At 30.6% G+C, this 24,298-nt stretch carries 21 protein-coding genes and 2 tRNA genes; 14 read left to right on the forward strand and 9 right to left on the reverse strand.

Annotated elements, in window-relative coordinates; genetic code table 11:
- Positions 1-5: 5 nt before the first annotated feature.
- From FRY74_RS02035 to FRY74_RS02045, 3 genes are all read right to left on the reverse strand, one after another.
- Positions 6-773, reverse strand: a complete 768-nt coding sequence (locus FRY74_RS02035; protein ID WP_147098114.1) for a T9SS type A sorting domain-containing protein — start codon at positions 771-773, stop codon at positions 6-8.
- A 22-nt stretch (positions 774-795) separates the two neighbouring features.
- A complete protein-coding gene (locus tag FRY74_RS02040; RefSeq protein ID WP_147098115.1) occupies positions 796-2,106 on the reverse strand; it encodes an SGNH/GDSL hydrolase family protein in 1,311 nt (436 codons plus the stop codon).
- A gap of 75 nt (positions 2,107-2,181) precedes the next feature.
- Entirely contained in the window at positions 2,182-3,045 is an 864-nt protein-coding gene (locus FRY74_RS02045; RefSeq protein ID WP_147098117.1) for a universal stress protein, read from the reverse strand.
- Positions 3,046-3,084: 39 nt separating this feature from the next.
- Here FRY74_RS02045 and FRY74_RS02050 point away from each other — a divergent pair, with 39 nt between their 5' ends.
- Both FRY74_RS02050 and FRY74_RS02055 read left to right on the forward strand, forming a co-directional pair.
- Positions 3,085-3,957, forward strand: coding sequence for a nucleoside phosphorylase (locus FRY74_RS02050; RefSeq protein ID WP_147098118.1), 873 nt, complete (start codon positions 3,085-3,087; stop codon positions 3,955-3,957).
- A 59-nt stretch (positions 3,958-4,016) separates the two neighbouring features.
- Entirely contained in the window at positions 4,017-4,856 is an 840-nt protein-coding gene (locus FRY74_RS02055; protein WP_147098120.1) for a transglutaminase-like domain-containing protein, read from the forward strand.
- Here FRY74_RS02055 and FRY74_RS02060 read toward each other — a convergent pair.
- On the reverse strand, positions 4,836-5,360 hold the full coding sequence (locus tag FRY74_RS02060; protein ID WP_147098122.1) for a shikimate kinase: 525 nt from the start codon (positions 5,358-5,360) through the stop codon (positions 4,836-4,838). The genes FRY74_RS02055 and FRY74_RS02060 overlap by 21 nt on opposite strands.
- Entirely contained in the window at positions 5,357-6,163 is an 807-nt protein-coding gene (locus FRY74_RS02065) for an SDR family oxidoreductase (RefSeq protein ID WP_147098123.1), read from the reverse strand. The genes FRY74_RS02060 and FRY74_RS02065 overlap by 4 nt, the downstream gene beginning before the upstream one ends.
- A gap of 56 nt (positions 6,164-6,219) precedes the next feature.
- Here FRY74_RS02065 and FRY74_RS02070 point away from each other — a divergent pair, with 56 nt between their 5' ends.
- Positions 6,220-7,383 (forward strand): hypothetical protein, encoded by a 1,164-nt coding sequence (locus FRY74_RS02070; protein ID WP_147098125.1) that lies wholly within the window; start codon positions 6,220-6,222, stop codon positions 7,381-7,383.
- Positions 7,384-7,485: 102 nt separating this feature from the next.
- A tRNA-Lys gene (locus FRY74_RS02075) sits at positions 7,486-7,558 on the forward strand.
- A 35-nt stretch (positions 7,559-7,593) separates the two neighbouring features.
- Here the strand turns inward: FRY74_RS02075 and FRY74_RS02080 are convergent.
- Positions 7,594-9,447, reverse strand: a complete 1,854-nt coding sequence (locus FRY74_RS02080) for a tetratricopeptide repeat-containing sensor histidine kinase (protein WP_170227921.1) — start codon at positions 9,445-9,447, stop codon at positions 7,594-7,596.
- 94 nt (positions 9,448-9,541) lie between these two features.
- Between FRY74_RS02080 and FRY74_RS02085 the strand changes: the two genes are divergently transcribed.
- The 5 genes from FRY74_RS02085 (at position 9,542) to FRY74_RS02105 (ending at position 15,689) form a co-directional block, all read left to right on the forward strand.
- Positions 9,542-9,623, forward strand: a tRNA-Leu gene (locus FRY74_RS02085).
- Between the two features lie 285 nt (positions 9,624-9,908).
- On the forward strand, positions 9,909-10,373 hold the full coding sequence (locus FRY74_RS02090) for a T9SS type A sorting domain-containing protein (protein WP_147098128.1): 465 nt from the start codon (positions 9,909-9,911) through the stop codon (positions 10,371-10,373).
- A 7-nt stretch (positions 10,374-10,380) separates the two neighbouring features.
- Positions 10,381-11,736 (forward strand): C1q-like domain-containing protein, encoded by a 1,356-nt coding sequence (locus FRY74_RS13045; RefSeq protein WP_147098129.1) that lies wholly within the window; start codon positions 10,381-10,383, stop codon positions 11,734-11,736.
- Positions 11,737-11,896: 160 nt separating this feature from the next.
- Complete coding sequence (locus FRY74_RS02100; RefSeq protein ID WP_147098131.1) at positions 11,897-15,031, forward strand: histidine kinase dimerization/phosphoacceptor domain -containing protein; 3,135 nt, start codon at positions 11,897-11,899, stop codon at positions 15,029-15,031.
- Positions 15,012-15,689 (forward strand): LytR/AlgR family response regulator transcription factor, encoded by a 678-nt coding sequence (locus FRY74_RS02105; protein ID WP_147098133.1) that lies wholly within the window; start codon positions 15,012-15,014, stop codon positions 15,687-15,689. The genes FRY74_RS02100 and FRY74_RS02105 overlap by 20 nt, the downstream gene beginning before the upstream one ends.
- Before the next feature lie 574 nt (positions 15,690-16,263).
- Here the strand turns inward: FRY74_RS02105 and FRY74_RS02110 are convergent.
- A complete protein-coding gene (locus FRY74_RS02110; RefSeq protein WP_147098135.1) occupies positions 16,264-17,136 on the reverse strand; it encodes a universal stress protein in 873 nt (290 codons plus the stop codon).
- A 108-nt stretch (positions 17,137-17,244) separates the two neighbouring features.
- On the opposite strand from FRY74_RS02110, the gene FRY74_RS02115 reads away from it, so the two are divergent.
- Entirely contained in the window at positions 17,245-17,517 is a 273-nt protein-coding gene (locus tag FRY74_RS02115) for a DUF493 family protein (RefSeq protein ID WP_147098137.1), read from the forward strand.
- 60 nt (positions 17,518-17,577) lie between these two features.
- Here the strand turns inward: FRY74_RS02115 and FRY74_RS02120 are convergent, their stop codons facing one another.
- Positions 17,578-18,090 carry a hypothetical protein gene (locus tag FRY74_RS02120; RefSeq protein ID WP_147098139.1) on the reverse strand — a complete coding sequence of 171 codons (513 nt, stop codon included), beginning with the start codon at positions 18,088-18,090 and terminating at the stop codon, positions 17,578-17,580.
- Positions 18,091-18,187: 97 nt separating this feature from the next.
- Positions 18,188-18,895 carry a Crp/Fnr family transcriptional regulator gene (locus FRY74_RS02125; RefSeq protein ID WP_147098141.1) on the reverse strand — a complete coding sequence of 236 codons (708 nt, stop codon included), beginning with the start codon at positions 18,893-18,895 and terminating at the stop codon, positions 18,188-18,190.
- Between the two features lie 104 nt (positions 18,896-18,999).
- Here FRY74_RS02125 and FRY74_RS02130 point away from each other — a divergent pair, with 104 nt between their 5' ends.
- The 4 genes from FRY74_RS02130 (at position 19,000) to ccoS (ending at position 24,293) form a co-directional block, all read left to right on the forward strand.
- On the forward strand, positions 19,000-21,375 hold the full coding sequence (locus FRY74_RS02130) for a heavy metal translocating P-type ATPase (RefSeq protein WP_147098143.1): 2,376 nt from the start codon (positions 19,000-19,002) through the stop codon (positions 21,373-21,375).
- Between the two features lie 56 nt (positions 21,376-21,431).
- Positions 21,432-22,415, forward strand: coding sequence for a quinolinate synthase NadA (gene nadA, locus FRY74_RS02135; RefSeq protein WP_147098145.1), 984 nt, complete (start codon positions 21,432-21,434; stop codon positions 22,413-22,415).
- Positions 22,416-23,993: an L-aspartate oxidase gene (gene nadB / locus FRY74_RS02140; RefSeq protein WP_147098147.1), complete on the forward strand. Its 1,578-nt coding sequence runs from the start codon at positions 22,416-22,418 to the stop codon at positions 23,991-23,993.
- Between the two features lie 108 nt (positions 23,994-24,101).
- Positions 24,102-24,293, forward strand: a complete 192-nt coding sequence (gene ccoS / locus FRY74_RS02145; protein WP_147098149.1) for a cbb3-type cytochrome oxidase assembly protein CcoS — start codon at positions 24,102-24,104, stop codon at positions 24,291-24,293.
- The last annotated feature ends 5 nt before the right edge of the window (positions 24,294-24,298 follow it).

The raw sequence follows: 24,298 nt of genomic DNA on the forward strand, positions 1-24,298 counted from the left end.
ATTTTTTACTTGTTTACTATAAACTTCTTAGTTACTACTTTGTTATCTAAACTAAATTGATAAAAGTATAGCCCATTTGATAGATTAGTAGCATCAATTCTATATGTATTTTTACCTTCTTGTGCACTAATCACATCATTGACTACCATTTCTCCTAATATGTTTCTAATTTGAACTGATACATTACCATAATTTGGCATATTGTAAGATATAGTTGTATAATTCTTTACAGGGTTAGGTATGTTTTGAGAAATTGAAAAAGTTAAATCATCAACTTCATCAATACCAACAGGGTTAACAACTTCAATAAAATAATAATCTACAGAGTAAGGTTGACTTTGTTGTAATCCAGCAACAGTTGCGTATGATGTACCCGAAACTAAAATTGGGTAAGTTCCTTCATCTCCTGACTGAGCAGTACCTTGAACAATCATACAGCTTGTAGTTCCTCCAGGGAATTGAAAATTCAAATTATTAAAGTTTTCAGCCATAATTGTAAATCCAGGAGGTAATCCAGTTACACTTTCAACAACTATACTATCAATTGGGACATCTGTGCATGGAAAACCAGGTATTATTTCTACACATGTATCAGCAGGAGCAATAACTGTAATTGTTTGTGAATAAGCCTGTCCAACGTATGCAACTGCCATATTTGTAGCGCTATCAGGGTAAACACCAACAGCAGTAAATGCTCCGTCAGGAGTACAATTTTGAGCCATTAATAAAGTCACAGCAAATGTGCTTATTAAAGAAAGTAAAGTTTTTTTCATATTTAAATTTTTAAGTTAAGTGTTAAGGCAATATTACCCCATTATAATTAGATACAATAACCGGTGGAATTTTTGCACCATAATATTCATTTATAGTTTTAATAAACTTATTTGCAATTATCGCATAGCCTCTTGTATTTGGATGCACACCATCAAGTGAAAAGGCTCCTCCCTCAATGTATTTTGTTGAAAAATCAACACCATCAAAAGTAAGTCCTGATTTTAACTCATCTAAATAAGAATACATATCCACAAACGCAAAACCATGTTTTGCAGCTAAAGCTCTAATATGTTCATTGTAAGCTGTTGATCTATTTTGGGCTAAAATCTTTTCATCTTTATCCAATACATTTGTATGAGAAAGTGGATTTGCTTCCATTAACCCTATTCCTACCTTTAATGAATCTTGAGCCGTAAGTAATAATAAATCATCAGTTGTTGCTTTACGAACTAGACCTGGATTGATTGAATAAGGCCCTTCAGTAATCCAAACATCAGCACCAACTGACTCAAGCGTTACAGTGTTAAAAAATGGAATAGTAGTAACATTTGGGATAGTTGCACAAATTCCCTGAGCTCCCATATTTTTAAATGCAGTCAATACAGAATCATATTTATTTCTAAACTCAGTTGGGTCTGTTAATTTATAAAAATAACGGTTAAAATCTTCTCTATAACCATCATCACCTCCACCAGTACTCCAACCTAAAACATCATTATTACCTAACCAATTAGTGAAAAAAGTAGCATTACTTGCTTTTACATGGTCAAGGTAAGTTATCTTGTTTGCAACAGTCCCCCAATCTAAAAACCTTGCAAATTCATTTACATAAGTAAAAAAGTAATTTAAATCCGCATCACTTTCTCCTCCTCCAGAAGTATGTGCTAACTTAATACCAGAAACACCTAAATTATTATACCTAACAGAATGATCTCCAAAGTTTAACCAACTAGGATCTAGTCCTATTGCAGATGGATCATTAGTTGTGCTTTCTGGATCATATTTTTTAATGATTTCAATTTTACCATCTCTAAATTCCAAATGGATATGACCAGAACCAGAACCAATAACAGGTGGTTGTAAAAAATTTAAACTTGGCTCAACAAGCTTAAATTGTCCTGCTAGAATTGCTGGATAAGAATTATCATGTTGTCCATTTTCGTTGTGCAAACCACCATCTTGGTAGCCTTGTGTAAGTGAATTACCAACTGCTACATAATTAGAAAAATTTACACTCCCTGAATTCAGTTCAAATTCATCAAACTCTGTTTTTAAACAAGATGAGAATAAAGCCGAAATAAGAATGAAGAAAAGAATACGAAATTTGTTCATTATTAATTTTTACTATTTATAATTTAAATTTGAGCCTAAATTTAGTTTTTTATTCTGCAAAAAATGTATTTATTATTAACTAATTTCTATCCTATCATTTGCTGAAGGCTTTATACTCAACACTGGTATCTCAGAGTTTTTAATCACTTCTTTTGCTTTAGAACCAATAAATAACTGCTTAATTTCATTTTCTTGTTGCGTCATAATCATAATTAAATCTGCACTATTTTTTTCGGCATATTTAATTACTGCGTTCGACAACGATTCTTCGCTTTTTAAAATTTTAACTACCTCTGCTATACACTGAATACCTTCTCTTTCTATATGATGTTTAACAATAACTAATTGATCTTTTAGTGTATTTACTACGTCTTCTTTTCCTGTTAAAAGAATAGAAACAATAAAAATTTCAGCCTTAAACAATTTCGCAAATAATATAGCTTGATTTACTTTATCTCTAGTTTCCTTACTTAAATCAAGGGGTAAAACTATTCTTTCACAACCTTGATTATGTTCTTTACCTTTAATTGTAATTACTGGACAAGGGGCTGTTTTAACTACTTTATTAGCATTACTACCTATAAATTTTGATCCTTCACCACCTCTAGTTCCCATTATTATAAAAGTAACATCAAGTTTCTTAGCTACTTCAATAATTTTTGAATAGATTTTTCCTTCTTCAATTTCAACATCTATCTTAAGGCCTGTTGCTTTCGATTTTTCCTCTGCTAGATTTTTTAAGTTGTTTAAAACTGCATCATGAATACCATTTAACTCTTTATACAATCTTTTAATCATCGGATTTACTTCCTCGATAACATAAAGCAAAATAATTTCAGCGTCAATTTTTTGAGCCAAATTATAAGATTGTGAAAGTGCAATTAAAGATTGATCCGAAAAATCAATGGGTACTAATATTTTATTTGTTTTAGCTAACATTTTTCTAACTTTGGATAGTAAAGATAAACAATTCAACTGATGGAAAAAATAGCGGAGTCGGAACTTGTATTAAACCCAGACAATAGTATTTATCATTTAAAATTACATCCTCACCAAATAGCCAACGATATAATCGTTGTTGGTGACCCTCAAAGAGTAAAATTAATTTCAGACAAGTTTGATTTTATTGAATTTAAAGTTGAAAATAGAGAATTTGTAACACATACAGGTGAATACAATGGTAAAAAAATTACTGTTTTAGGAACTGGCATTGGAACAGATAATATTGATATTGTATTAAATGAATTGGATGCTTTAGTTAATATCGATTTAGAGAGTAGAACAATTAAAGAAAATAAAACCTCCTTAAATATTGTAAGAATAGGAACTTGTGGTGCTCTTCAAGAAAATATAGCAGTAAATGATTTTATTGTTTCTGAATATGCACTTGGTATGGATGGTTTATTAAATTTTTACGACCATAACTTTTCAAAAGAAGAGAATAATTTACTAGAGGAATTTTACAACCAAACCAATTATTCTCAAAAATTAGCTCAACCCTATTTTATTAAATCTTCAGAAAAGTTACACAACTTATTTAAGGATTATTGCCACACTGGAATAACAGCTACAGCTTCAGGTTTCTATGGACCACAAGGAAGAAAATTAAGAATTAACTTAAAGGAACCTTTAATTAATGAAAAATTACAGGCATTTAATGTAAATAATTTACGTGTAAATAATTTTGAAATGGAGACCTCAGCTATCTATGGTTTGTCTGCCATTTTAGGACACAACGCCTGCACTGTATGTGTTGCTATTGCTAATCGTTTTACTAAAAAGTTTAGTAAAGATTACCACACACCACTCAACAATTTAATAGACTTAGTGCTACTTAAGTTAACAGAATAGCGTTAATAAATACTATTTAAGCTAAAACTCAAAGTACCTTAACCTCGTATATTTGGTTGATGGCTGAACCAGAAATACAAGCTTTAATCAGTTTACTTGATGATCCTGACACGGATATTTATCAAGAAATTAAGACTAAGATTATTTCTTACGGGGATAATATTATACCTCATTTGGAGTATGCCTGGGAAACTTCTTTAGACCATCTTTTACAACAAAGAGTTGAAGAAATCATACATCATCTTCAATTTAGTGTCATTAAAGATGCACTAATTAATTGGAAGATTAATAACTCCAACAACTTGCTTGAGGGAGCAATTATTGCCGCAAAATACCAATACCCTGATTTAGCCCCAAATACAATTACAGACTATATTAGTAAGTTAACACAAGATGTTTGGCTCGATTTAAACGATAATTTAACTGCTCTTGAAAAAGTTAAAGTTTTAAATCATATCATTTTTGAAGTGCATGGATTTAATGGTAATGTTAAAAATATAAACTCTCCACAAAATTCGTACATCAATAATGTAATTGAATCGAAAAAAGGAAACCCAATTACACTCGCGGTTATTTATTTGAGTGTTTGCCAAAAGCTCAATATTCCTATTTATGGAGTTAATGTTCCAGCTCACTTTATTTTAGGCTTTGCCGAAGAAACTAATAACGTTTTATTTTACCTAAATGTGTTTAATAAAGGCTCTGTTTTTTCAAAAAACGACATCGATAAATTTTTAGAGCAATTAAAAAAAGAACCTAAAAAGGAATATTACATCCCTTGTGATAACATTACAACAATAAAGCGATTGTTACAGCATTTAGTTTATACTTACGATAACTTAGGTTATCCTGATAAAAAAGAAGAATTAGCTGAGTTGTTAGCTATCCTTGAAAAGTAAATCTGTTACTTCATTTACTGTAATATTAGTACCTTCTATAACTAGTTTACTTTTTAAATAATATTGCTCTCTTTCTTTTAATAGTTTAGCAATAAAGTCAATTAATTCTTCTTTCGTTTTATTTACAATTAATGGACGTTCAGCTTTAGCATTAATAAGCCTTGATGCTAAAATACCTTCATTATATTTTAAATATATAGATGTACCAGAGTTGTTTATTAAATCCATATTTTCATTAAAACAAGGTGCTCCTCCTCCCAATGCAACTACATAATTATCGTTAGAGTTAAGGATGTTAATTAGCTCATCAGATTCTAATTTTCTAAACTGCTCTTCACCTTTAGTTTTAAATATATCGGTTATTGACATTTGAACTTTTTCTTCAATACATTTATCCAAATCGAAAAATTGAAATCCTAATTTATTTGCCAACTTCTTACCAAGGGTAGATTTACCACAGCCCATAAAACCGAGTAAAAATATTTTATGTTGAATTAGTTTCATTTTATTGGCGAATCAGGTTCTTTTGCCATTTTATTAAACACCTGTTTTTCTATAAATTTAGGGAACAGTTTTCCTAAAAAAACAGCCAACTTCCCTTCAGTGGTTAACACCAATGTTCGTTTACGACTAGAAACTCCTTTGTAAATGTAATTTGCTACTTCTTCTGCAGTCATCATTTTTTCTTCTTTACGAGGAGACTCTCCTTGAGCACTTCCATCAGAAGATAATGCTGTATTTCTAATATTTGAAGCTGTAAAACCTGGGCAAGCAACCATTACATGCAAGCCTGTTTTTAAATTCTCTGTTCTTAATGCATCCAAAAAACCTTGCATTGCATATTTAGATGCAGAATAGCCCGTTCGAGCTGGTAAGCCTAAATATCCTGCAATAGATGATACACCAACAACCGAACCCTTACTTTGTAATAAATAAGGTAACGCATATTTAGTGCAATATACTGTTCCCCAGAAGTTTATATTCATTACTCGCTCTATCACACTTAAATCTGTATCGTTAAATAAAGCTCGCATAGAAATACCTGCATTATTAATCAACACATCTACCTTTCCATATTTAGAAACTGTTTCATTAATTAACTTTTCGCAATCCTCTTTTTTCGACACATCACATTGAACAGCCAACAAGTCTATATTTAATTTTTGCAACTGAGTTGCGGCCTCATTTAGATTATTAATATTCCGTGCTGCCAAAACAACCTTTGCTCCCATTGCACCAAATTTTTCGGCACAAGCTTTTCCTATTCCTGAAGAAGCCCCTGTTATTATTATAACTTTATTTTTCATCAACAAATTTTTAAGCCTTTTAATTAATGCTCACTTTTGTAAACAAAGATATACAAATGAAGATTATAGAAGTAACTAATAAAAAAACAACTCAAGACTTTTTAAATCTACCTTGGTTTATCTATAAAGAAGATAAAAACTGGATACCTCATTTAAAACAAGACATTGAAAAAGTTTTTGACCCAACTAAAAATAAAGCACATAGCAAAGGGAAAATAATCAGGTGGATTTTAAAAAATGATGCCAACAAAACCATTGGAAGAATTGCAGCTTTTATAAATTACGATTTAGCTAATAGTTTTAAACAGCCTACTGGAGGAGTTGGATTTTTTGAATGTATAAATGATAAAGATGCTGCGTTTTTATTGTTTGATACAGCTAAAAAATGGCTTATAAAAAATGAAATGGAAGCGATGGATGGACCAATTAATTTTGGTGAGAAAAATATGTTTTGGGGACTTTTAACCGAAAATTTTACAGACCCTAATAGTTATGGTATGAACTATAATCCACCATACTATCAAAACTTATTTGAGGATTATGGCTTTGAGGTTTACTATAAACAACTGATGAGTAAAAGAGATATGAATGTTCCTGTTCAGGATGTTTTTGTAGAAAAAAGTGAACGCTTAATGAAACGAAAAGAATACAGTATTTCTAATGTTAGAAATTTAAGCCTAAAACAAACTGCAGAAAACTTTAGAACAGTATATAATGATGCATGGGCTGGTCATGACAACTTTAAAAGCATGGACATAAAAACTGCAAATGAAATAATGCAGACTTTAAAACCAATTTACGATAAAGACATTATGGTGTTTGTGTATTATAAAGATACTCCTATTGCATTTTACATTAACATTCCAGAGCTGAACGAAATATTTAAATATGTGAATGGTAACTTGAATTGGTTGGGAAAACTAAAGTTTTTATACCATAAATGGAAACAAACACCAACAACTATGGTTGGAATTGTTTTTGGAGTGAGTAGAAAATTTCAAGGCAGAGGAGTTGAAGGTGCAATGATAAAATGGAGTCAAGAAAATATAGTATCATTAAACCGATATAATGAAACTGTTTTAACATGGATTGGTGATTTTAATCCAAAAATGTTAAAAATAAGCGATTATTTGGGAGCTAAAGTTTATCGGAAATATCATACTTATCGCTATTTATTTGATAGAAACATACCTTTCGAACGACACCCTATACTTGAATAGAACTGTTAATCAATAGTTTAAATAAAAACATAAAAAAAAGCCCTTTTAAGTTTGGGTATTTAAAATAAGGCTTTTATATTTGCACTCCTTTAAAAAATACCAGACTTGGTAGCTCAGCTGGTAGAGCATATCACTTTTAATGATAGGGTCCTGGGTTCGAGCCCCAGCCAGGTCACAAAAATCCCGTTAATTACGGGATTTTTTTTTGAATTACTTTTCTTGTTTTTCAAAGATGATTCTAAAAACAGTTCCTTCTTCTTTCAACCTCTCAATTGAGCCATTTAATTGTTCGGTAAATATCTGTATTAACTGAGTCCCTAAAGAGTTAGAATTTTCAAAATTAAAATCTTTAGACATCCCAATACCATTATCGCCTATGATCATTTCATAGGTCTTTTTTTCTATATAATTAATATGTATTTTTATTACTCCAGTATCTCTATCTTTAAATGCATACTTTAAAGAGTTTGAAATCATTTCATTTATAATTAAACCTAATGGGACTAAAGTTTCTGCTCCCATTTTCACTTCAACAATATTTAAATCTAAATCGATTTTAGTCGCAACCTTATACTCTTCAACCAAATCGTTTATCAATGGTAAAAAATGTTGTTTAATATCTATTTCTTTCAAATTTTCTGAACTATATAACTGTTCATGTAATTTCGCAATAGACAATACTCTATTCTGAGTTTCTTCAAACATTTTAACAACTTTTACATCATCAACTTCACTTGATTGTAATCGAATTAAACTACTAACAACTTGTAAGCTATTTTTAACTCTATGATGTATTTCTTTTAGTAAAACAATTTTATCATCATTTTGCTTGAGAGCATCTTCTTTCTGTTTACTAAGTAAATTATTTATTAAATCTTTCTTTTTATTTTCTCTATAAATAAAAAATATAATTGCCAAGGCTAAAATAAAAGCTAAAATAAAGGCTATAGCTAAAGTTCTATTTTTAGCATTAAGCAATGTTTTGATGTCATTTTCTTTAGTTAATATCTCTTTTTCTTTAATTACTTTTTCTAAATCGTATTTAGATTTTTGCTTAATTAATTCTAACTCTGTTTTCTTATTCTTAACACTATCTTTAATTAAAATATAGAGACTTTTCATTTCAAAAGCTTTCTCCCATTTTTTTTGTTGTTCGTATACTTCACTCAGTAAATAAGAAGCATCCTTTATCCTTTCTAAATAGCCCAAATTATTTGCGACATCTAATGCCTTAATACCATACTTTTCTGCTTGCAGGTAATTTTCTTTTAAAAATGCAACCCTTCCGATGTTTGATAATGTATTTGTTAAACCTCTATCATCACCAATTTTTTCTCGAATATCTAAAGCTTTCGCATAGTAATTTAACGCAGTATCTAAACTACCACGATCTTTATATAATGTTCCTATATTATTTAGAGTGACAGCAATACCTTTTTCATCCTTAATTTCTTCACGTATTAATAATGATTTTGTGTAATATTCAATTGCTTTTTCCGGGTTACCCAATTCTTTATAAACTGCTGCTATATTATTTAAAGAGGTAGCCATACTTTTATAATCTTCTAATTGTTGTTTTACTTTTAAAGATTTTAAATAATATTCTAGTGCTTGTTCTGGTTCACCCTGTTTAATGTAAATAATTCCAATATTATTTAATGAAACTGCTATACCTTTTTTATCATCTAATTCCTCTCTTATACTAAGTGATTTATGATAATATTCTAGTGCTTTTATAACATCTCCTTTATCATCGTAAATAAACCCAATGTTATTATAAGCTGCAGATTTTGCCATTAAGAAGCTTCTTCGTTCTGAAGCAATTAAATCATTTTCTAAATTAGCATTACAAATAAGAGTAACTTCTTCACTCAAATTTATTACCGTATCTAAATCAGAAATATATAATATTTCTGACAACGCAATTAGAGCCTTTACTTTTAATGTATCATGCTCATTTTCTTTAATTAAATGGGATAGAGAGTCAATTTTAGAATTGATTAAAAAATCACTGCCAAAAGCAGTTGAAGAAATTAAAATTATAACCAATATTAATTGAGACATTCTCATTTATTAAAAATAATCAATTTATTGAATATATACTTGAACTTGTTTTCTAGTATCAAAAATCTTCAATATTTTCGCAATCAACTATCCTACCCGGGTGGCGGAATTGGTAGACGTGCACGCTTGAGGGGCGTGTGTCAGTAGACGTGTGGGTTCGAATCCCATCCCGGGTACAGTTTTTACAATTCTGCTATAGGTTACCTTTAAAACTTTAAAAAAGTTTCAGAATTATACTGCCTCATCATGAAACAAATTGTTAGTCAATTAAAATCTTGACCGAATTAATACGAAAGAACCTACATTTTAGTTAACCAAGCCCCTTCACCATTTAGGGCTTTTTTTGTTTTTTTACCAAACTCAACAAAAAACCCTCCAAACTCACCATTTTTTTTAAAATACAATAGTTAATATTTACAATTGTCTTGTAAAGCATAAAATACGAACCAAAACCTTTAACTATGAAGAAAAAAATAATTCCTATTGGGTTGTTTTTACTAACTGCATCGGTCAATGCACAAGAGGTAATTTCAACTCAGGGAGATAGTTATAGTAACGGTGGAAATTCAATCGATTTTACGATTGGCGAGCCAGTTACTGAAACTGTTTCAGATGGAACAAACGATTTAACCCAAGGGTTTCATCAAACAAATTTGACCATTACTTTAGTAGAGGATTTAGATTTAGACTTTTCGGTAGAAGTTTATCCAAACCCAGCTACAGATTTCATTAATCTTTCATTAGAAAACTACAATGGGTTTACTTTACATCTTTTTGATGTAACGGGAAAGATTTTAAATCAATCTACATTAAAGTCTCCAAAAACGAGTGTTAACGTTTCAGAATATCCAAAAGGGATGTATTTGTTAACATTAACAAATCAAAAAGACAAAAAAATAAAAACGTATCAAATCATAAAAAAATAAGAGAACTATGAAAAGAATTATACTATCGGCAATTGCATTTGCCGCATTAACATTTAATGTATGGGCACAAAGCCCAGAGGCATTTAAATACCAATCGGTTGTAAGAGATGCTTCGCAAAATGCAATACCTAACCAAGCAGTAGGTATGCAACTAACTATACTACAAGGAGGTGCATCGGGAACTGTTGTTTATCAAGAAACTTTTGCTCCAACAACTAATGCATATGGTTTAGTAAACTTAGAAATAGGAACTGGATCAGTAGTAAGTGGAACATTTTCTACTATTGACTGGGCTAATGGACCATATTTTATTGAAACAGCAATGGATGCAACAGGAGGAACATCTTACGCTGTAATGGGAACATCACAATTATTAAGCGTTCCTTACGCTTTGTATGCAAAAACTTCTGGCAGCTCAATACCTGGTCCAATAGGTCCACAAGGTCCTGCTGGTAATGATGGAGCGGTAGGTCCTCAAGGTCCTGCTGGTGCTGACGGTGCTACTGGTCCACAAGGTCCTGCTGGTGCTGACGGAGCAACTGGTCCACAAGGTATTGCTGGAAATGACGGTGCAACAGGTCCAATGGGACCACAAGGACCTGCTGGTGCTGATGGTGCTACAGGTGCTCAAGGTCCAATAGGTTTAACTGGTCCTGCTGGTGCAGATGGTGCAACTGGCCCACAAGGTCCAATAGGTTTAACTGGTCCTGCTGGTGCTACTGGTGCTACTGGCCCACAAGGTCCAATAGGTTTAACTGGTCCTGCTGGTGCAGATGGTGCAACTGGCCCACAAGGTCCAATAGGTTTAACTGGTCCTGCTGGTGCTACTGGTGCTACTGGTGCAACTGGCCCTCAAGGTCCTGCTGGTGCAGATGGTGTTGGTATTGCTCAAACATTATCGTATGACGCTACAACCAACAATTTAGCGATTAGCTCAGGTAACTCAGTTAGTTTGAACAAAAATTGTGCTTTTATGGCTTATCAAGGAGTTAATTTGCCTGTAACAGGTGGGGTTAATGTACCAATTCCATTTAGTACTGAAGATTTTGATTTAGGTAACAACTTCAATTCATCTACAGGTGTATTTACTGCACCAGCTAATGGTATTTATCAGTTTAATGTAGGAACCTATAAAGGTGAAGGACCAGGCACTAGACATGCTATACAAGTTTTTAAAAATAATGTTTTCATTTACTCATTAGAATATTGGTTTTGTGAAACAGGAAATAACAATGTAAGAAATGGAAGTTTTTTAATTAATTTAAATGCAAATGAAACTATTTATATTGCAGCTAGTCAATCTGCAAATACTACATTATTTTCTGGAAGAAGTAGTTTTTTCTCAGGGTTTAGAGTACAATAATCTGGTTAAAACAATTCAAAAAAACCCCACAGCAATGTGGGGTTTTTTTATTAATTATCAAGCTAAAAAAAGAATTCAAACTCACCATATTTAGTGCCATTTACAACATTATTAATTCAAAACGGTTCAATTAGAATTTTGATGTGTTACTTTGCTTATAATGTTTAAGTTACAACCCATAATAGTTACGTTTTTGCTCCATTTAATGGTAACATTGGGTATTGCTCAAAATTGGGAGCCTTTGCCTAAAGGTAATTTTATACCTAGCACTAAAACTATCCAAAAAGCAAGATGGATAGAAGATACGCCTCCAAAATACAATAAAAAAGTTACCGAGACTTATATTAACCTAAAATCTACTTTTCAAGGCGTTGTAAAACCAAGTAATATTGAACCATTTCTTTTTAAAAAACATCCTTTATTAGTAGTTGAAGAGATTCCAGCCGAGAATTCTTTTCCATTTAAAGATGTTTCGAAACTAAATATTAAATACCTTGATAAAGGGCATGGTCTGTTTGCTGAAGAAATAACGGACATTACTGAAGATAAAGATGGATTGATTTTTTTGAGTTCAAGCAGTGGTTTGGCTATATATAATGGCAACACATTTAAAGTATTAAAAGGTACCAACGAGTTTGAATTAAATGAAATAGAGAATTTATTTACTGATTCCAAAGGGTTAATTTGGATAGCAACTTATCATGGTATAGCTTATATAAAAGACAATCAGCTATATATTCCACAAAATCAAATAAATGATCATGTTTGGAGAGTTCGAGAGGATGCAAAATCAAATATTTGGATCTCTACGCAATCAGATGGTGTTTACAAGATAGGTAACAATAATGTTGAACATTATTTTGATAAAAATCTTTTCGAAGAATCTTTCGATACTCATTTTGACAAGAATGACCAATTATGGTTAGCTCTTCCTTTTGGAATAGCATTTCTTAGAAATGATTCATTGTTTCAGTATAAATTACCAACATCCATTAGTTCTCCAAGATGTTATTATGAGAAAGGCAATGAAATTTGGATAGGTACTTTTTATGGTGGATTGCAGAAAATCAGAAACGACTCCCTATTTTATGTAGATGCTGAAACCACATCTATGTCAGTATATGAAATTATAGGTGATAATCGAGGGATATGGTTTTCCTCTTATGGTAATGGAATGAGGTTAATAACAAACCAAAATGAAGTTATTACCATTGATGAAAAGGATGGGTTGACACATAATGGTCCTATTTATTTTTATATCGACAGATTCTCTAATATTTGGGTCTCCGATGGCCAACGTGGATTTTCAAGGATTGATGATAACATTCTATTGCACAGTAAAGAAAACATTATAATTAGACCGATAAATGAGATTGAAGAATATGAAAATGAAGTTTGGTACTTCTACAATGGAGATCATTTAAAACGAGTTATTAATGGAAAGAGATATTTATATACCAATAAAGGTTCGAAAGAAATCCCGCAAAATAGACACCATATTGATGGTTGTGTGGTTGGTAAAAACGAAGCATGGCTAGCCAATTATAATTCTGGGGTTGTTCATTTAAAAGATGAAGAAGTAGCTTATTATAGAACTAACGAAAGTGACTATGAAAATTCAGCTCTAAATTTAGAGTTCGATAATTTGAATAGGCTATGGTACCTAACTAGGTCAAATAAATTGAGGTACTTTAAAAGCGATTCTATTTATTCTTTTGATGCTACTAATTTTGAAAAGTATACTTTTCAAGACTTGCTTTATGGTAAGCATACCAATAATGTTTATGCAGTTTCAGATAACCATATAATTGTTATCAATCAAGAAAAATATAAAATTTTAAGCTATCAGAAAAAGGTGCTAGCTGCATACGAAAATACCAACGGTGAATTATGGGTTTTTATGGAAGATGGTGTTAAAGTGTATCGCGAGCTTAAGTTGGTACAATCAATATCAATCAACATATTTAAAAACACTATTATTAAATCAGTTGAATGTATATCAGAAAACAAATTTTTATTAGCAACTACTTCAGGATTAATGGAGTTGCAGATACAAAAAGACAAAATAAGTTACAAAAAATACAATCAAACCAACGGACTAAATTTAACAAACATCAATTTTATTAAGTCTATTGATAGCAATATTGTTGTAGTTGCAGGTCCAAATAAATATTATTATAATTCACTTTTATCGGCTAAAAATCACACTCCACCTTCGTTGAAACTCGAAAAAATACTTGTTAATACCGAAGAGGTTGCTTTTAATAATATTGTTTTACAACAAGACCAAAGTATTGAATTTCTTTTTGTTTTGATAAATTGGGGGAATGAATCAGAATTAAAAATTAAACTTGATAAAAATGGAAATTCTGGCAAATGGAGTACACATAACTCTAGTGCGCTTTCTTTAAAGAAGCTTGCTTATGGTAATTATCGTTTAAACTTACAATTAACCAACAGCATATCTAGTAGTGATATTCTTTCAATAAATTTTGTTGTTGAACCCTATTTTTACCAAACTACCTGGTTTATTTTGCTGCTAATTTTATGCTCATTTATTATTGTTTTCGGGTATTTTAAATATCGAATACTAAAAGCTCAAAAAACAAAAATAGCTCTAGAAAAAACAATTGAAGAAAACACCAAACAAATTGTTATTGAAAAAAATGAAGTCGTTAAACAATTGAAGGAAAAGGAACTGTTACTTAAGGAAGTGAATCATAGAGTAAAAAATAATTTCCAAATGGTTTCTAGTTTACTCGAATTGCAAGTTTCACGTGCAGTTGGTCAAGAGGCAAAGGAGAATTTACAAGTTGCTATTTCGAGAATTAAAAGTTTGGCATTGGCCCATCATAAACTATACAACAGTGAAAATTATACCGGTATTAATTTAAAAGAATATGTAGATTCCATCATTGCCGATTTAACTTCTGCAACAGATAAAAATGTTGAGTTTTATTTAGACTATGATTACATTGTTAATATCGAAAAAGCTCAAGCGTTAGGTTTTATTATTAACGAATTAATTACCAATTCAATAAAATATGCTTGGGATAAAAACGATACACACAAAAACATTAATATTAGCATGCTAAAAGAAGGTGGTATTTTTACATTCAAATATGCTGATAATGGCAAAGGATTTGATCAGAAAGTTGCCAAAATCAAAAAACAATCATTGGGCTCAATTTTAATAGGTTCATTTGTTAGCCGTCAATTAATGGGTGAGTTGAAAATATTTAATGAAGCAGGAGCTGTAACAGTAATTACGTTTAATGAAGAAATCCTTAAATAAAATATTAATAGCAGAAGATGATGTGCTTATTTCTGAACATCTCAAGCAAATTCTCACCGATTTGGGGCATGTTGTTTATGATATAGTTTCAAGTTATGAAATGGCTAAGAAATCTATTGATATTAATGATTTGCCTGACTTAGCTCTTTTAGATATTAGAATGCATAATGAAGACCAAGGAATAAAAATTGCCGAGTATATTAAAAAATTAAATATTCCTTTTATTTTTATTACATCATTTTCTGATAAAAAAACCTTAGAAGAGGCAATTTTTCATCAGCCAAAAGGATACCTTTTAAAACCTTTTACACCTGATGAAATAAAAAAAATCATAGACAAAGTGATGAAAGAATTGGCTATTTCTTATTTATTTGTTAAAGAAAAAGATAAAAAGATAAAACTCTTTTTTAATAAAATAATGTTTGTCAAATCTGATAACAACTACTTAGAAATTCACACTGAAACAAAAATGTTTGTAGAACGATTAAAATTAATTGACATAGATAATATACTGCCTAAAGATTCTTTTATTAGGGTTCATCGCTCCTATCTGGTAAATAAAAAATTTATTGAAAGAATAAACAATAATAGCATTGTAATCAATGGTGTAGAAATTCCAGTTTCACGTAAATACAAAAATTGTTTGGACTCTTTATAAGTTCTCTATTTATAGACATGCCTTATTGTTGGCTTGTCAAAAGTAAAGTCAATTTTATAGGATATTCATATTATAATTAAGATTCTGTCGCTTTATCAAATTTACAGTCACGATTTCGTTACAGGGTTTTATGTGTTTTCTATAGGTATTTCGGTCTAACTCATTCCCTATTACAATAAGAAATTCGTGTTTAGATGCGGCTAAGTGTTGTTAGGGATTACTATGGTATGCTCCGGGTGGGGCTAGAATCTTTAAGATTCTGATTATCAGTATTTTTTAATTTACACATCCTATTTCTGACACCTTCAGGTCTGTTAAATGATAAGCTGTTGACATTAAAACCTTAATATCCTCTATCAAAAAGTTCGATAATTAGAACCAAAGAGCTACACAATCAGATTCTCATTTAATATAAAAAAACTAATTAAACAGGAATAATTTTAATTAAAGATTTAAGGTCGTTTTCAAACAAATAGTTCGACTCCACTCCCACTTGGTGTACTTCTTAATATTGTTAACTACATGAAATAAAAAATCCCACTAAATGAGTGGGATTTTTTATGATTAGTTTTTTTTATGCTTCTGGAAACAAAACATCGTGTTCATTTTCAGGTATATCTATTTTAATACTCAACACCGGGCGCGAGGCATGATTTAATAAATCTTCAGCGATACTTCCATTTATTAAATGTGACAATCCTGTTCTGCCATGTGTTCCAATTAATATCATATCAGCTTTTACTTCTTCACTAAATTCTAAAATCCCTTCTTCTGCATTTTCATGATTGTAAATGTTTACCGAACAATTTTCTATTTTATGTTTTTGAACAAAATCATTAATAATATTTTTACTTCTTGAAGTTGCTTCAAAATTAGCAGGAGTAATAACTTTAAGCAAATGTAACTTAGCATTAAATAACCCTTTTAATTTCTCATATTCCTTAAACATTATATCTGTTTCTCCATAAAAATTTGAAGCTAAGACAATGTTTTTTACATCAAAATTATTGTGCTCTTTTTTAATTGTAAGAACCGGACATTCGGCATATCGTGTTACTCGCTCTGCATTTGAGCCAATTACTAATTCACTTATTCCTGATGCACCATGAGATCCCATTACAATTAATCCTATATCATTTTTTGATACATATTGATTAATTCGTTTATAAATGGCATCATATTCAATCGTGGTTTTAACATTCAATCCTTCTAAAAATCCTTCTTCAAAAAGCTGAATCATATTCTTATCGGCAAGTTCTCTCATAAACATTGCTTGAGGCAAACTTTCAAAATTTACCATGCCCACATCGTAAGCTACAACTGGAACTTCTATCACATGTAAAAAGTGTAAGGTAGCATTTACCTCCCTAGCTATTTTAGCAGCTAATTTTACTGCATACATTGAACATTTTGAAAAATCTGTAGGGACAAGAATATTTTTAACCATAGTGTATATTTTTTTTATATTCTACTAAGTTAAGAACTTTTATTCTTTTTAATTATGACAATTATCAAGTTAAAAATAAAGTAACTTTGAGTTAATAATTAGCGATTTATGGAAAAAGACTTTTACACCAATCTTAAAGAAAAATTAGACATCCAACATACTTGGCCTAGCGTATATATGTTTAAATTTATTATTCCTTCTGATAACCATAAACTTGCTCAAGTTGAAGCTTTGTTTGGAAAAGAAGCACAGGTCACCACTCGTCAATCTAGTTCTAATAAGTTTATTAGTATTACTGCAAAAGAAATGATGATGTCATCAGATGAAATTATAGCAATTTATAAGCAAGCTGAAAAAGTGGAAGGAATAATACAACTTTAAATGAAAAATGCGAATAAGTACTATGACTAATCCGCATTTCTCTCCCTATTAAAAAACTATTTATTTTACAAATTTCGGTTCTTGAGCTGGTCTGCTTAAAACACTTCCTTTTTGAATGGTAATTCGGTAATTATATTTCCCCTCTTTTTTCTCAATTACCAGAGGCTCATTCATATTTACTTTCCAGTTATCTCTATGTTCATGAAAACCATTTGGATCACAAATCAACATTAAATAAGTATCTGCTCCATCATAACCAGGTTCGCCATGAGGGCCTCCTATTCCACCTCTATTAATCCAAATTTCATATGTTCCATACCAATAATCGTATTCATTTATAAAGTATTCAAATTCATAAATACCAGGTCTTGTTCTATAATAATTTCCTAAAATTGGATTGTAGGGTAATGAGGAGTTGTTATCCCAATAACTATATGGTGCATGATGTTCGTAATCTACACCAAAATAAGCTCTTCCATCTCTTCCATTAGGTCCAGGAGTATTATCTACAACTATACAACTTGTAAAAAACAAAGGGATAAGTATTGCTAATGTAATTTTCAACTTTTTCATATCTTTTAATTTTAAAGATTTGATAGCTGAATTTCAAAAGCTATGCCAAAAAAATATTTTAATGAATTCTACTTATTAAAAAAGGGAGTAAAAAGGCCTATTCAAAGACATTCGCAACTCTAGTAAGTGCAGATATATTAACAATTCTGATATTTCTACCTTCTACTTCAATAAGATTTTCCTTTTTAAAATCTGATAATAATCGAATAACTGATTCTGTTGCCGTTCCAACAATATTTGCGATTTCTTCTCTTGATAATTTAACTTGTATTACTTGATTATCATCAATATCAAAAGTGTCCTTCAGAATTAACAATGTTTCAGCTAATCTTTCTCTAACAGGTTTTTGAGCTAATTCGGTAATAATTCTTGCTGCTTCTCCAAGTTCATGGCTTAACAGTTTAAGCATCTTAAAATTAAAATTTGGATTATTAGCAATCAGCTTTAACAATTGAGATTTAGGAATAAAACACACCGAAGAATCTTCTATTGCAGCTGCGGAAGCAGATAATGGTTCTTCACTCAATAATGAACGATAGCCAATTATATCTCCATCTTTAGCAAATCGGATTATTTGTTCTTTTCCTTCGTTACCTATTTGAAAAAGTTTGATCTTACCTTTACTAACACAATAAATACCATTTATTCTGTTTCCTTCATGAAAAATTACTTCACCTCTAGAGTATGTGTTGCAAGTTTTTGAAGAATCGACATCTACTGTTTCACTCGCAGACAAACTACAAAAAACAGACTTATGACGAGAACCACAAGTATCGCAATGAATTTCCTCATGTCTATTTTTCATTTCTGTTTTTAGTTAGGTTTGTGCAAAAATATGATAAAATTCATGTTTTACAAAGACAATACACGGAGTATTTTAATGAATTTTGTTGAAAATTTTACAACCTTATGACTTGTTTTCACTGTGGAGAAGACTGTTTAGATGAAACAGTTGATTTTGATAACAAAACTTTTTGTTGTGAAGGTTGTAAAACTGTTTATGAAATCCTTAACCAAAACGAACTTTGTAACTATTACGACATTGAAAAAACTCCTGGAATTACACCTCCTAAAGATTTGTCAAAAAAGTTTGAATACTTAGAGAATAGTCAAGTAATTGAAAAACTGGTTGACTTTAAAGATGATGAAATTAGTATAAGCGTTTTTTATCTTCCACAAATACATTGTAGTTCTTGTATTTGGCTTTTGGAAAATCTTTACAAATTAAATCCAGACATTAAATCTTCAAGAGTTAATTTTTTAAAAAAAGAAATTCGACTCTCATTCAATCATAATATTCTTTCGCTAAGAAAATTAGTAGAATTATTAGCCTCTATAGGTTATGAACCCGAAATTAATCTAGAAAATTTAAGCGAACGTAAAAAACAAAAAATTGATAGAAGTTTAATCTTTAAACTAGGTGTAGCAGGTTTTTGCTTCGGAAACATCATGCTTATTAGTTTGCCTGAATATTTTGGGCTTGATATGATTAAAGAAACTCATTTTGCAAATTTTTTCGGATATGTTAATCTTATATTATCACTACCTATTTTAGTTTATAGCTCCAATAGTTACTTTATTTCTGCATGGAATGGAATAAAACGGAAAGTAGTCAATATTGATATTCCAATTTCTCTAGGAATATTAGTTTTATTTTTAAGAAGTGCCTTCGAAATAGTTTCTAAAACAGGTGCAGGTTACTCTGACTCTTTAGCTGGATTAGTGTTCTTTTTACTTTTAGGTAGAATTTTCCAACAAAAAACATACAATATTTTATCGTTTGAACGTGACTATAAATCTTATTTTCCAATTGCCACAACAAAAATTGAAACAAATGGTAACGAAAAAAATATTCCTGTTTCTGAATTAAACATAGGCGATATTATTCTTATTCGTAATAACGAATTGATACCAGTTGATGCAGAATTGATTGAAGGGAATGCAAACATTGACAATAGCTTTGTTACAGGAGAATCTGCTCCTACTCGAAAAAATATTGGAGATAAAATTTATGCTGGTGGAAAACAAGTTGGCCAAGCAATTCAATTAAAAGTTTTAAAAGAATTATCTCATTCCTATCTCACACAATTATGGAATAACGAAGCATTTTCGAAAGAAGAGCAGGATCAATTTGAAGGAATTACAAATTCTATCAGTAAATATTTTACGATAATTATTTTGGTTATTGCTTTTGGCAGTGGCTTATTTTGGTTGCAAACAGACCTTAAAATCGCTATAAACACTTTTACTGCAGTTTTAATTATTGCCTGCCCATGTGCTTTAGCACTATCGGCTCCATTTACTTTTGGAAATGTTCTTCGAGTTTTAGGTAGAAATAAATTTTACCTAAAAAATGCAACAGTAATCGAAAATTTAGCAAAAATAAACACCATTGTTTTTGATAAAACCGGTACTATTACACAATCATCTAATAGCGATATTAAGTATTATGGTGAAGAATTGAATGAAGAAACAACTAATCATCTTTACTCAATATTTCGCCAGTCTTCTCACCCTTTAAGCAAAATGATTTTTAATGGTTTTGTTAAAGCTAAGATTCTAGAAATTGGAAAATTTAATGAATTAGTAGGTAAAGGAATTATTGCAAAAATTGAGAACAAAACATATACAATCGGTTCTGAACAGTTTGTAAAAAAAGTCAATGAAAATAGCTCAAAAGCAACAAGAGTTCATTTAAAAATTGATAATAACTACTTAGGATATTATCAGTTAGAAAATAAATATCGAATAAATCTAAAACAAACCATAAGCCTGCTTTTAAAATGGTTTAAACTAAAAATAATTTCTGGAGACAACGACAGTGAAAAAGAAAACTTAGTAAACTATTTTGGAAGTGAAAGTGAATTTTTATTTAACCAAACACCTGACAATAAATTAAAATATATTAAATCATTACAAGATAATGGAGAAAATGTTGCTATGATTGGAGATGGTCTAAACGATGCAGGAGCTCTGAAACAGAGCAATGTAGGCATTTCTATTTCTGAAGATATTAATACTTTTTCTCCTGCATGTGATGCAATTTTAGAAGCTTCCGTTTTTGAAAAATTACCAACTTTTATTGGTTATTGTAGAGGTAGTATTCGAATAATTATTGTCAGTTTTATCATTTCTTTTTTATACAACATTGTAGGATTAACCTTTGCAGTTAAAGGTTTATTATCACCAGTTTTTGCTGCTATTTTAATGCCACTAAGTTCCATTACAGTAGTTGTATTTGTTACCTTAGCTACAAACATCTTAGCAAAACATAAAAATTTATAAGCAATATCATTCATTAGCATTAATGAGTTGCCTAATTTTGACTAAACATTTTTAGCATGGATATTATAACTCAAGTAAAAGAGCAAGGTTTTGTTTCTGCCGAATTAGGTAAAGAGAAGAATTTAATTGAAGAAATTCAACGCTTAAAAAAAGAAAAGAATGCAGTTATTCTTGCTCATTACTACCAGCAGGAAGAAATACAAGATATTGCTGATTACATAGGAGATAGTTTAGGGTTAAGTCAAGAAGCGGCTAAAACTGATGCTGATGTAATTTTATTTGCTGGAGTTCATTTTATGGGAGAAACTGCAAAGATTTTAAGCCCAAACAAAAAAGTAATTATTCCTGATTTAAATGCAGGCTGCTCACTAGCTGACTCTGCTCCTACTGATAAATTTGAAGAATTTTTAAAACAATATCCTAACCATACTGTAATTAGCTACATCAACTGCTCTGCAGAAATTAAAGCGTTAACAGATATTGTTTGTACTTCATCAAATGCAGTTCAAATTGTGGATAGCTTACCAAAAGATGAAAAGATAATTTTTGCTCCTGATATTAACTTAGGAAGATACGTAGCAAAAAAAACAGGAAGAGATATGGTGCTATGGGATGGGGCTTGTGAGGTTCATATTGAAATATCTGCCGATAAACTTAAAATGTTGCAAGGAAAATATCCTAATGCAAAATTAATAGCCCACCCTGAATGTCAAGAAAATGTGTTGGATGAAGCAGATTTTATAGGATCTACAACTGCTCTTTTAAAATACGTACAAGAAAATGAAGCTACAGAATTCATAGTAGCTACAGAAGTTGGTATCATTCATAAAATGAAACAAGCTGTTCCTCACAAAAAGTTAATACCTGCTCCTGCTAATACTGATAATACTTGTGCTTGTAGCGAATGTCCATACATGAAATTGAATACACTAGAAAAAATTCATGCAAGTCTAGTTCATTTACAACCTGAAATTTTTGTTCCAGAAGAAACACGATTAAAAGCATTAAAGTCAGTTAATAGAATGTTAGAATTAAGCTAAATGCAGAATATAAAAACTGATTTCCTTATAATTGGCTCTGGTATTGCTGGTTTAAGTTATGCATATAAGGTTGCTGAATATTTTAAAACTAAAAATGAATCAGTTTCAATAACTATTGTTACTAAAGATAAAATTGAAGAAAGTAACACAAAGTACGCTCAAGGAGGAATTGCTGGTGTAACGAAAACCACTGACTCTTTTGAAAATCACGTTAAGGACACTCTAATTGCTGGTGATGGATTATGTGATGAGGAGGTAGTCAAAATGGTGGTTAAAGATGCTCCTATTCGTATTCAAGAATTGATAGATTGGGGCACCAACTTTGACAAAAACGATCTAGGAGAATATGATTTAGCAAAAGAAGGTGGTCACTCTGATTATCGTATTTTGCATTATAAAGATTTAACTGGAAACGAAATTGAGAGAGCTTTAATTCAAAAAGTAGAAAACCATCCATACATTACAATATTAAATCATCATTTTGCAATTGATTTAATAACTCAACATCATTTAGGACAGCATGTTAAACGTAACACCGAAAATAAACAATGTTTTGGAGCTTATGTTTTAAACCGAAAAACGAATGAAATTTTTACTCTACTTTCAAAAATTACACTTTTAGCCACAGGTGGAGTTGGACAAGCATATTCTAATACTACTAATCCAACTGTTGCAACTGGAGATGGTATAGCTATGGCTTATCGAGCTAAAGCTTTGATTAAAAATATGGAGTTTATACAATTTCATCCGACGGCTTTATATAACCCTAAGGACAATCCTTCTTTTTTAATATCTGAAGCCGTTAGAGGTGCCGGTGGTATATTAAAAAACCATAACGGCTATGCTTTTATGCAAGATTATGATCATCGTAAAGACCTTGCTCCTCGAGATATTGTTGCTCGCTCCATCGATGCTGAAATGAAAAAATCTGGAGTTGAACATGTTTATTTGGATACAACCCATATTGACAAAGAAAAATTACAAAATCATTTTCCAACTATATTCAACAAATGCTTATCTATTGGAATTGACATTACAAAAGATTTTATTCCTGTTGTTCCAGCAGCTCACTATCTTTGTGGAGGAATAGAAGTTAATAAAGATGGTGAAAGCAGTATAAAAAATTTATTTGCTTCTGGAGAATGTGCTTGTACTGGTTTACATGGAGCAAACAGATTAGCTTCTAACTCATTAGTTGAAGCACTTGTTTTTTCTCATAATGCTTTTGAAACTAGCGTTAATGAAGTTAATAAAATTAGTTTCCAAGAGAATATTCCTGATTGGAATGATAAAGGAACTCTTATTCAAAATGAAGAAATATTAGTTTCACAAACTAAATCCGAACTCCAAAATATATTAAGCAATTATGTTGGAATTGTTCGTTCGGAAAAAAGGCTTGAAAGAGCAATCTCTCGATTAAAATTAATTTTTGACGAATCGGAACAACTTTATAACCAATCTAAAGTAACCGTAAATATTTGTGAGCTTAGAAACCTTAGAAGCGTTTCTTATTTAATTACCAAAGCAGCTCAAAACCGTAAAGAAAACGTTGGTTTACACTATGTTACCAAAGCATAGTTTCTTTTAAAATTCACTCAACTTTTTTTTCAAAAAAAATACAACTTATGACCGTTGTCATATTTTTTATGTTGTATTAGATATTACTTTGTAGAGTAATTTAAAATTATGAGCGTTTTATTCATATTAATTATTGTAAGTCTAACTGTTGCTGCAGGGTTTCTTGTGGCATTTATCTGGTCTGTTAAAAATGGACAATATGAAGATGGATATACACCATCAGTTAGAATGTTGTTTGATGATGAATTAAAAAAAACAGACGCTAAAAAAGAAGAGAAACCTATTAAAATCAATTTATAAAACTT

Source organism: Vicingus serpentipes (assembly GCF_007993035.1).
GTDB classification, from domain to species: domain Bacteria; phylum Bacteroidota; class Bacteroidia; order Flavobacteriales_E; family Vicingaceae; genus Vicingus; species Vicingus serpentipes.

Bases quoted from the DNA above. Each gene is read 5' to 3' on its own strand.
- FRY74_RS02055 (WP_147098120.1), top strand. From the start codon at position 4,017: ATGGCTGAACCAGAAATACAAGCTTTAATCAGTTTACTTGATGATCCT.
- FRY74_RS02035 (WP_147098114.1), bottom strand. From the start codon at position 773: ATGAAAAAAACTTTACTTTCTTTAATAAGCACATTTGCTGTGACTTTA.
- FRY74_RS02125 (WP_147098141.1), bottom strand. From the start codon at position 18,895: ATGAAAAATAGACATGAGGAAATTCATTGCGATACTTGTGGTTCTCGT.
- FRY74_RS02070 (WP_147098125.1), top strand. From the start codon at position 6,220: ATGAAGATTATAGAAGTAACTAATAAAAAAACAACTCAAGACTTTTTA.
- FRY74_RS13045 (WP_147098129.1), top strand. From the start codon at position 10,381: ATGAAAAGAATTATACTATCGGCAATTGCATTTGCCGCATTAACATTT.
- FRY74_RS02045 (WP_147098117.1), bottom strand. From the start codon at position 3,045: ATGTTAGCTAAAACAAATAAAATATTAGTACCCATTGATTTTTCGGAT.
- FRY74_RS02105 (WP_147098133.1), top strand. From the start codon at position 15,012: ATGAAGAAATCCTTAAATAAAATATTAATAGCAGAAGATGATGTGCTT.
- FRY74_RS02040 (WP_147098115.1), bottom strand. From the start codon at position 2,106: ATGAACAAATTTCGTATTCTTTTCTTCATTCTTATTTCGGCTTTATTC.
- FRY74_RS02050 (WP_147098118.1), top strand. From the start codon at position 3,085: ATGGAAAAAATAGCGGAGTCGGAACTTGTATTAAACCCAGACAATAGT.
- ccoS (WP_147098149.1), top strand. From the start codon at position 24,102: ATGAGCGTTTTATTCATATTAATTATTGTAAGTCTAACTGTTGCTGCA.
- nadA (WP_147098145.1), top strand. From the start codon at position 21,432: ATGGATATTATAACTCAAGTAAAAGAGCAAGGTTTTGTTTCTGCCGAA.
- FRY74_RS02065 (WP_147098123.1), bottom strand. From the start codon at position 6,163: ATGAAAAATAAAGTTATAATAATAACAGGGGCTTCTTCAGGAATAGGA.
- FRY74_RS02130 (WP_147098143.1), top strand. From the start codon at position 19,000: ATGACTTGTTTTCACTGTGGAGAAGACTGTTTAGATGAAACAGTTGAT.
- nadB (WP_147098147.1), top strand. From the start codon at position 22,416: ATGCAGAATATAAAAACTGATTTCCTTATAATTGGCTCTGGTATTGCT.
- FRY74_RS02090 (WP_147098128.1), top strand. From the start codon at position 9,909: ATGAAGAAAAAAATAATTCCTATTGGGTTGTTTTTACTAACTGCATCG.
- FRY74_RS02120 (WP_147098139.1), bottom strand. From the start codon at position 18,090: ATGAAAAAGTTGAAAATTACATTAGCAATACTTATCCCTTTGTTTTTT.
- FRY74_RS02100 (WP_147098131.1), top strand. From the start codon at position 11,897: ATGTTTAAGTTACAACCCATAATAGTTACGTTTTTGCTCCATTTAATG.
- FRY74_RS02115 (WP_147098137.1), top strand. From the start codon at position 17,245: ATGGAAAAAGACTTTTACACCAATCTTAAAGAAAAATTAGACATCCAA.
- FRY74_RS02080 (WP_170227921.1), bottom strand. From the start codon at position 9,447: ATGTCTCAATTAATATTGGTTATAATTTTAATTTCTTCAACTGCTTTT.
- FRY74_RS02060 (WP_147098122.1), bottom strand. From the start codon at position 5,360: ATGAAACTAATTCAACATAAAATATTTTTACTCGGTTTTATGGGCTGT.
- FRY74_RS02110 (WP_147098135.1), bottom strand. From the start codon at position 17,136: ATGGTTAAAAATATTCTTGTCCCTACAGATTTTTCAAAATGTTCAATG.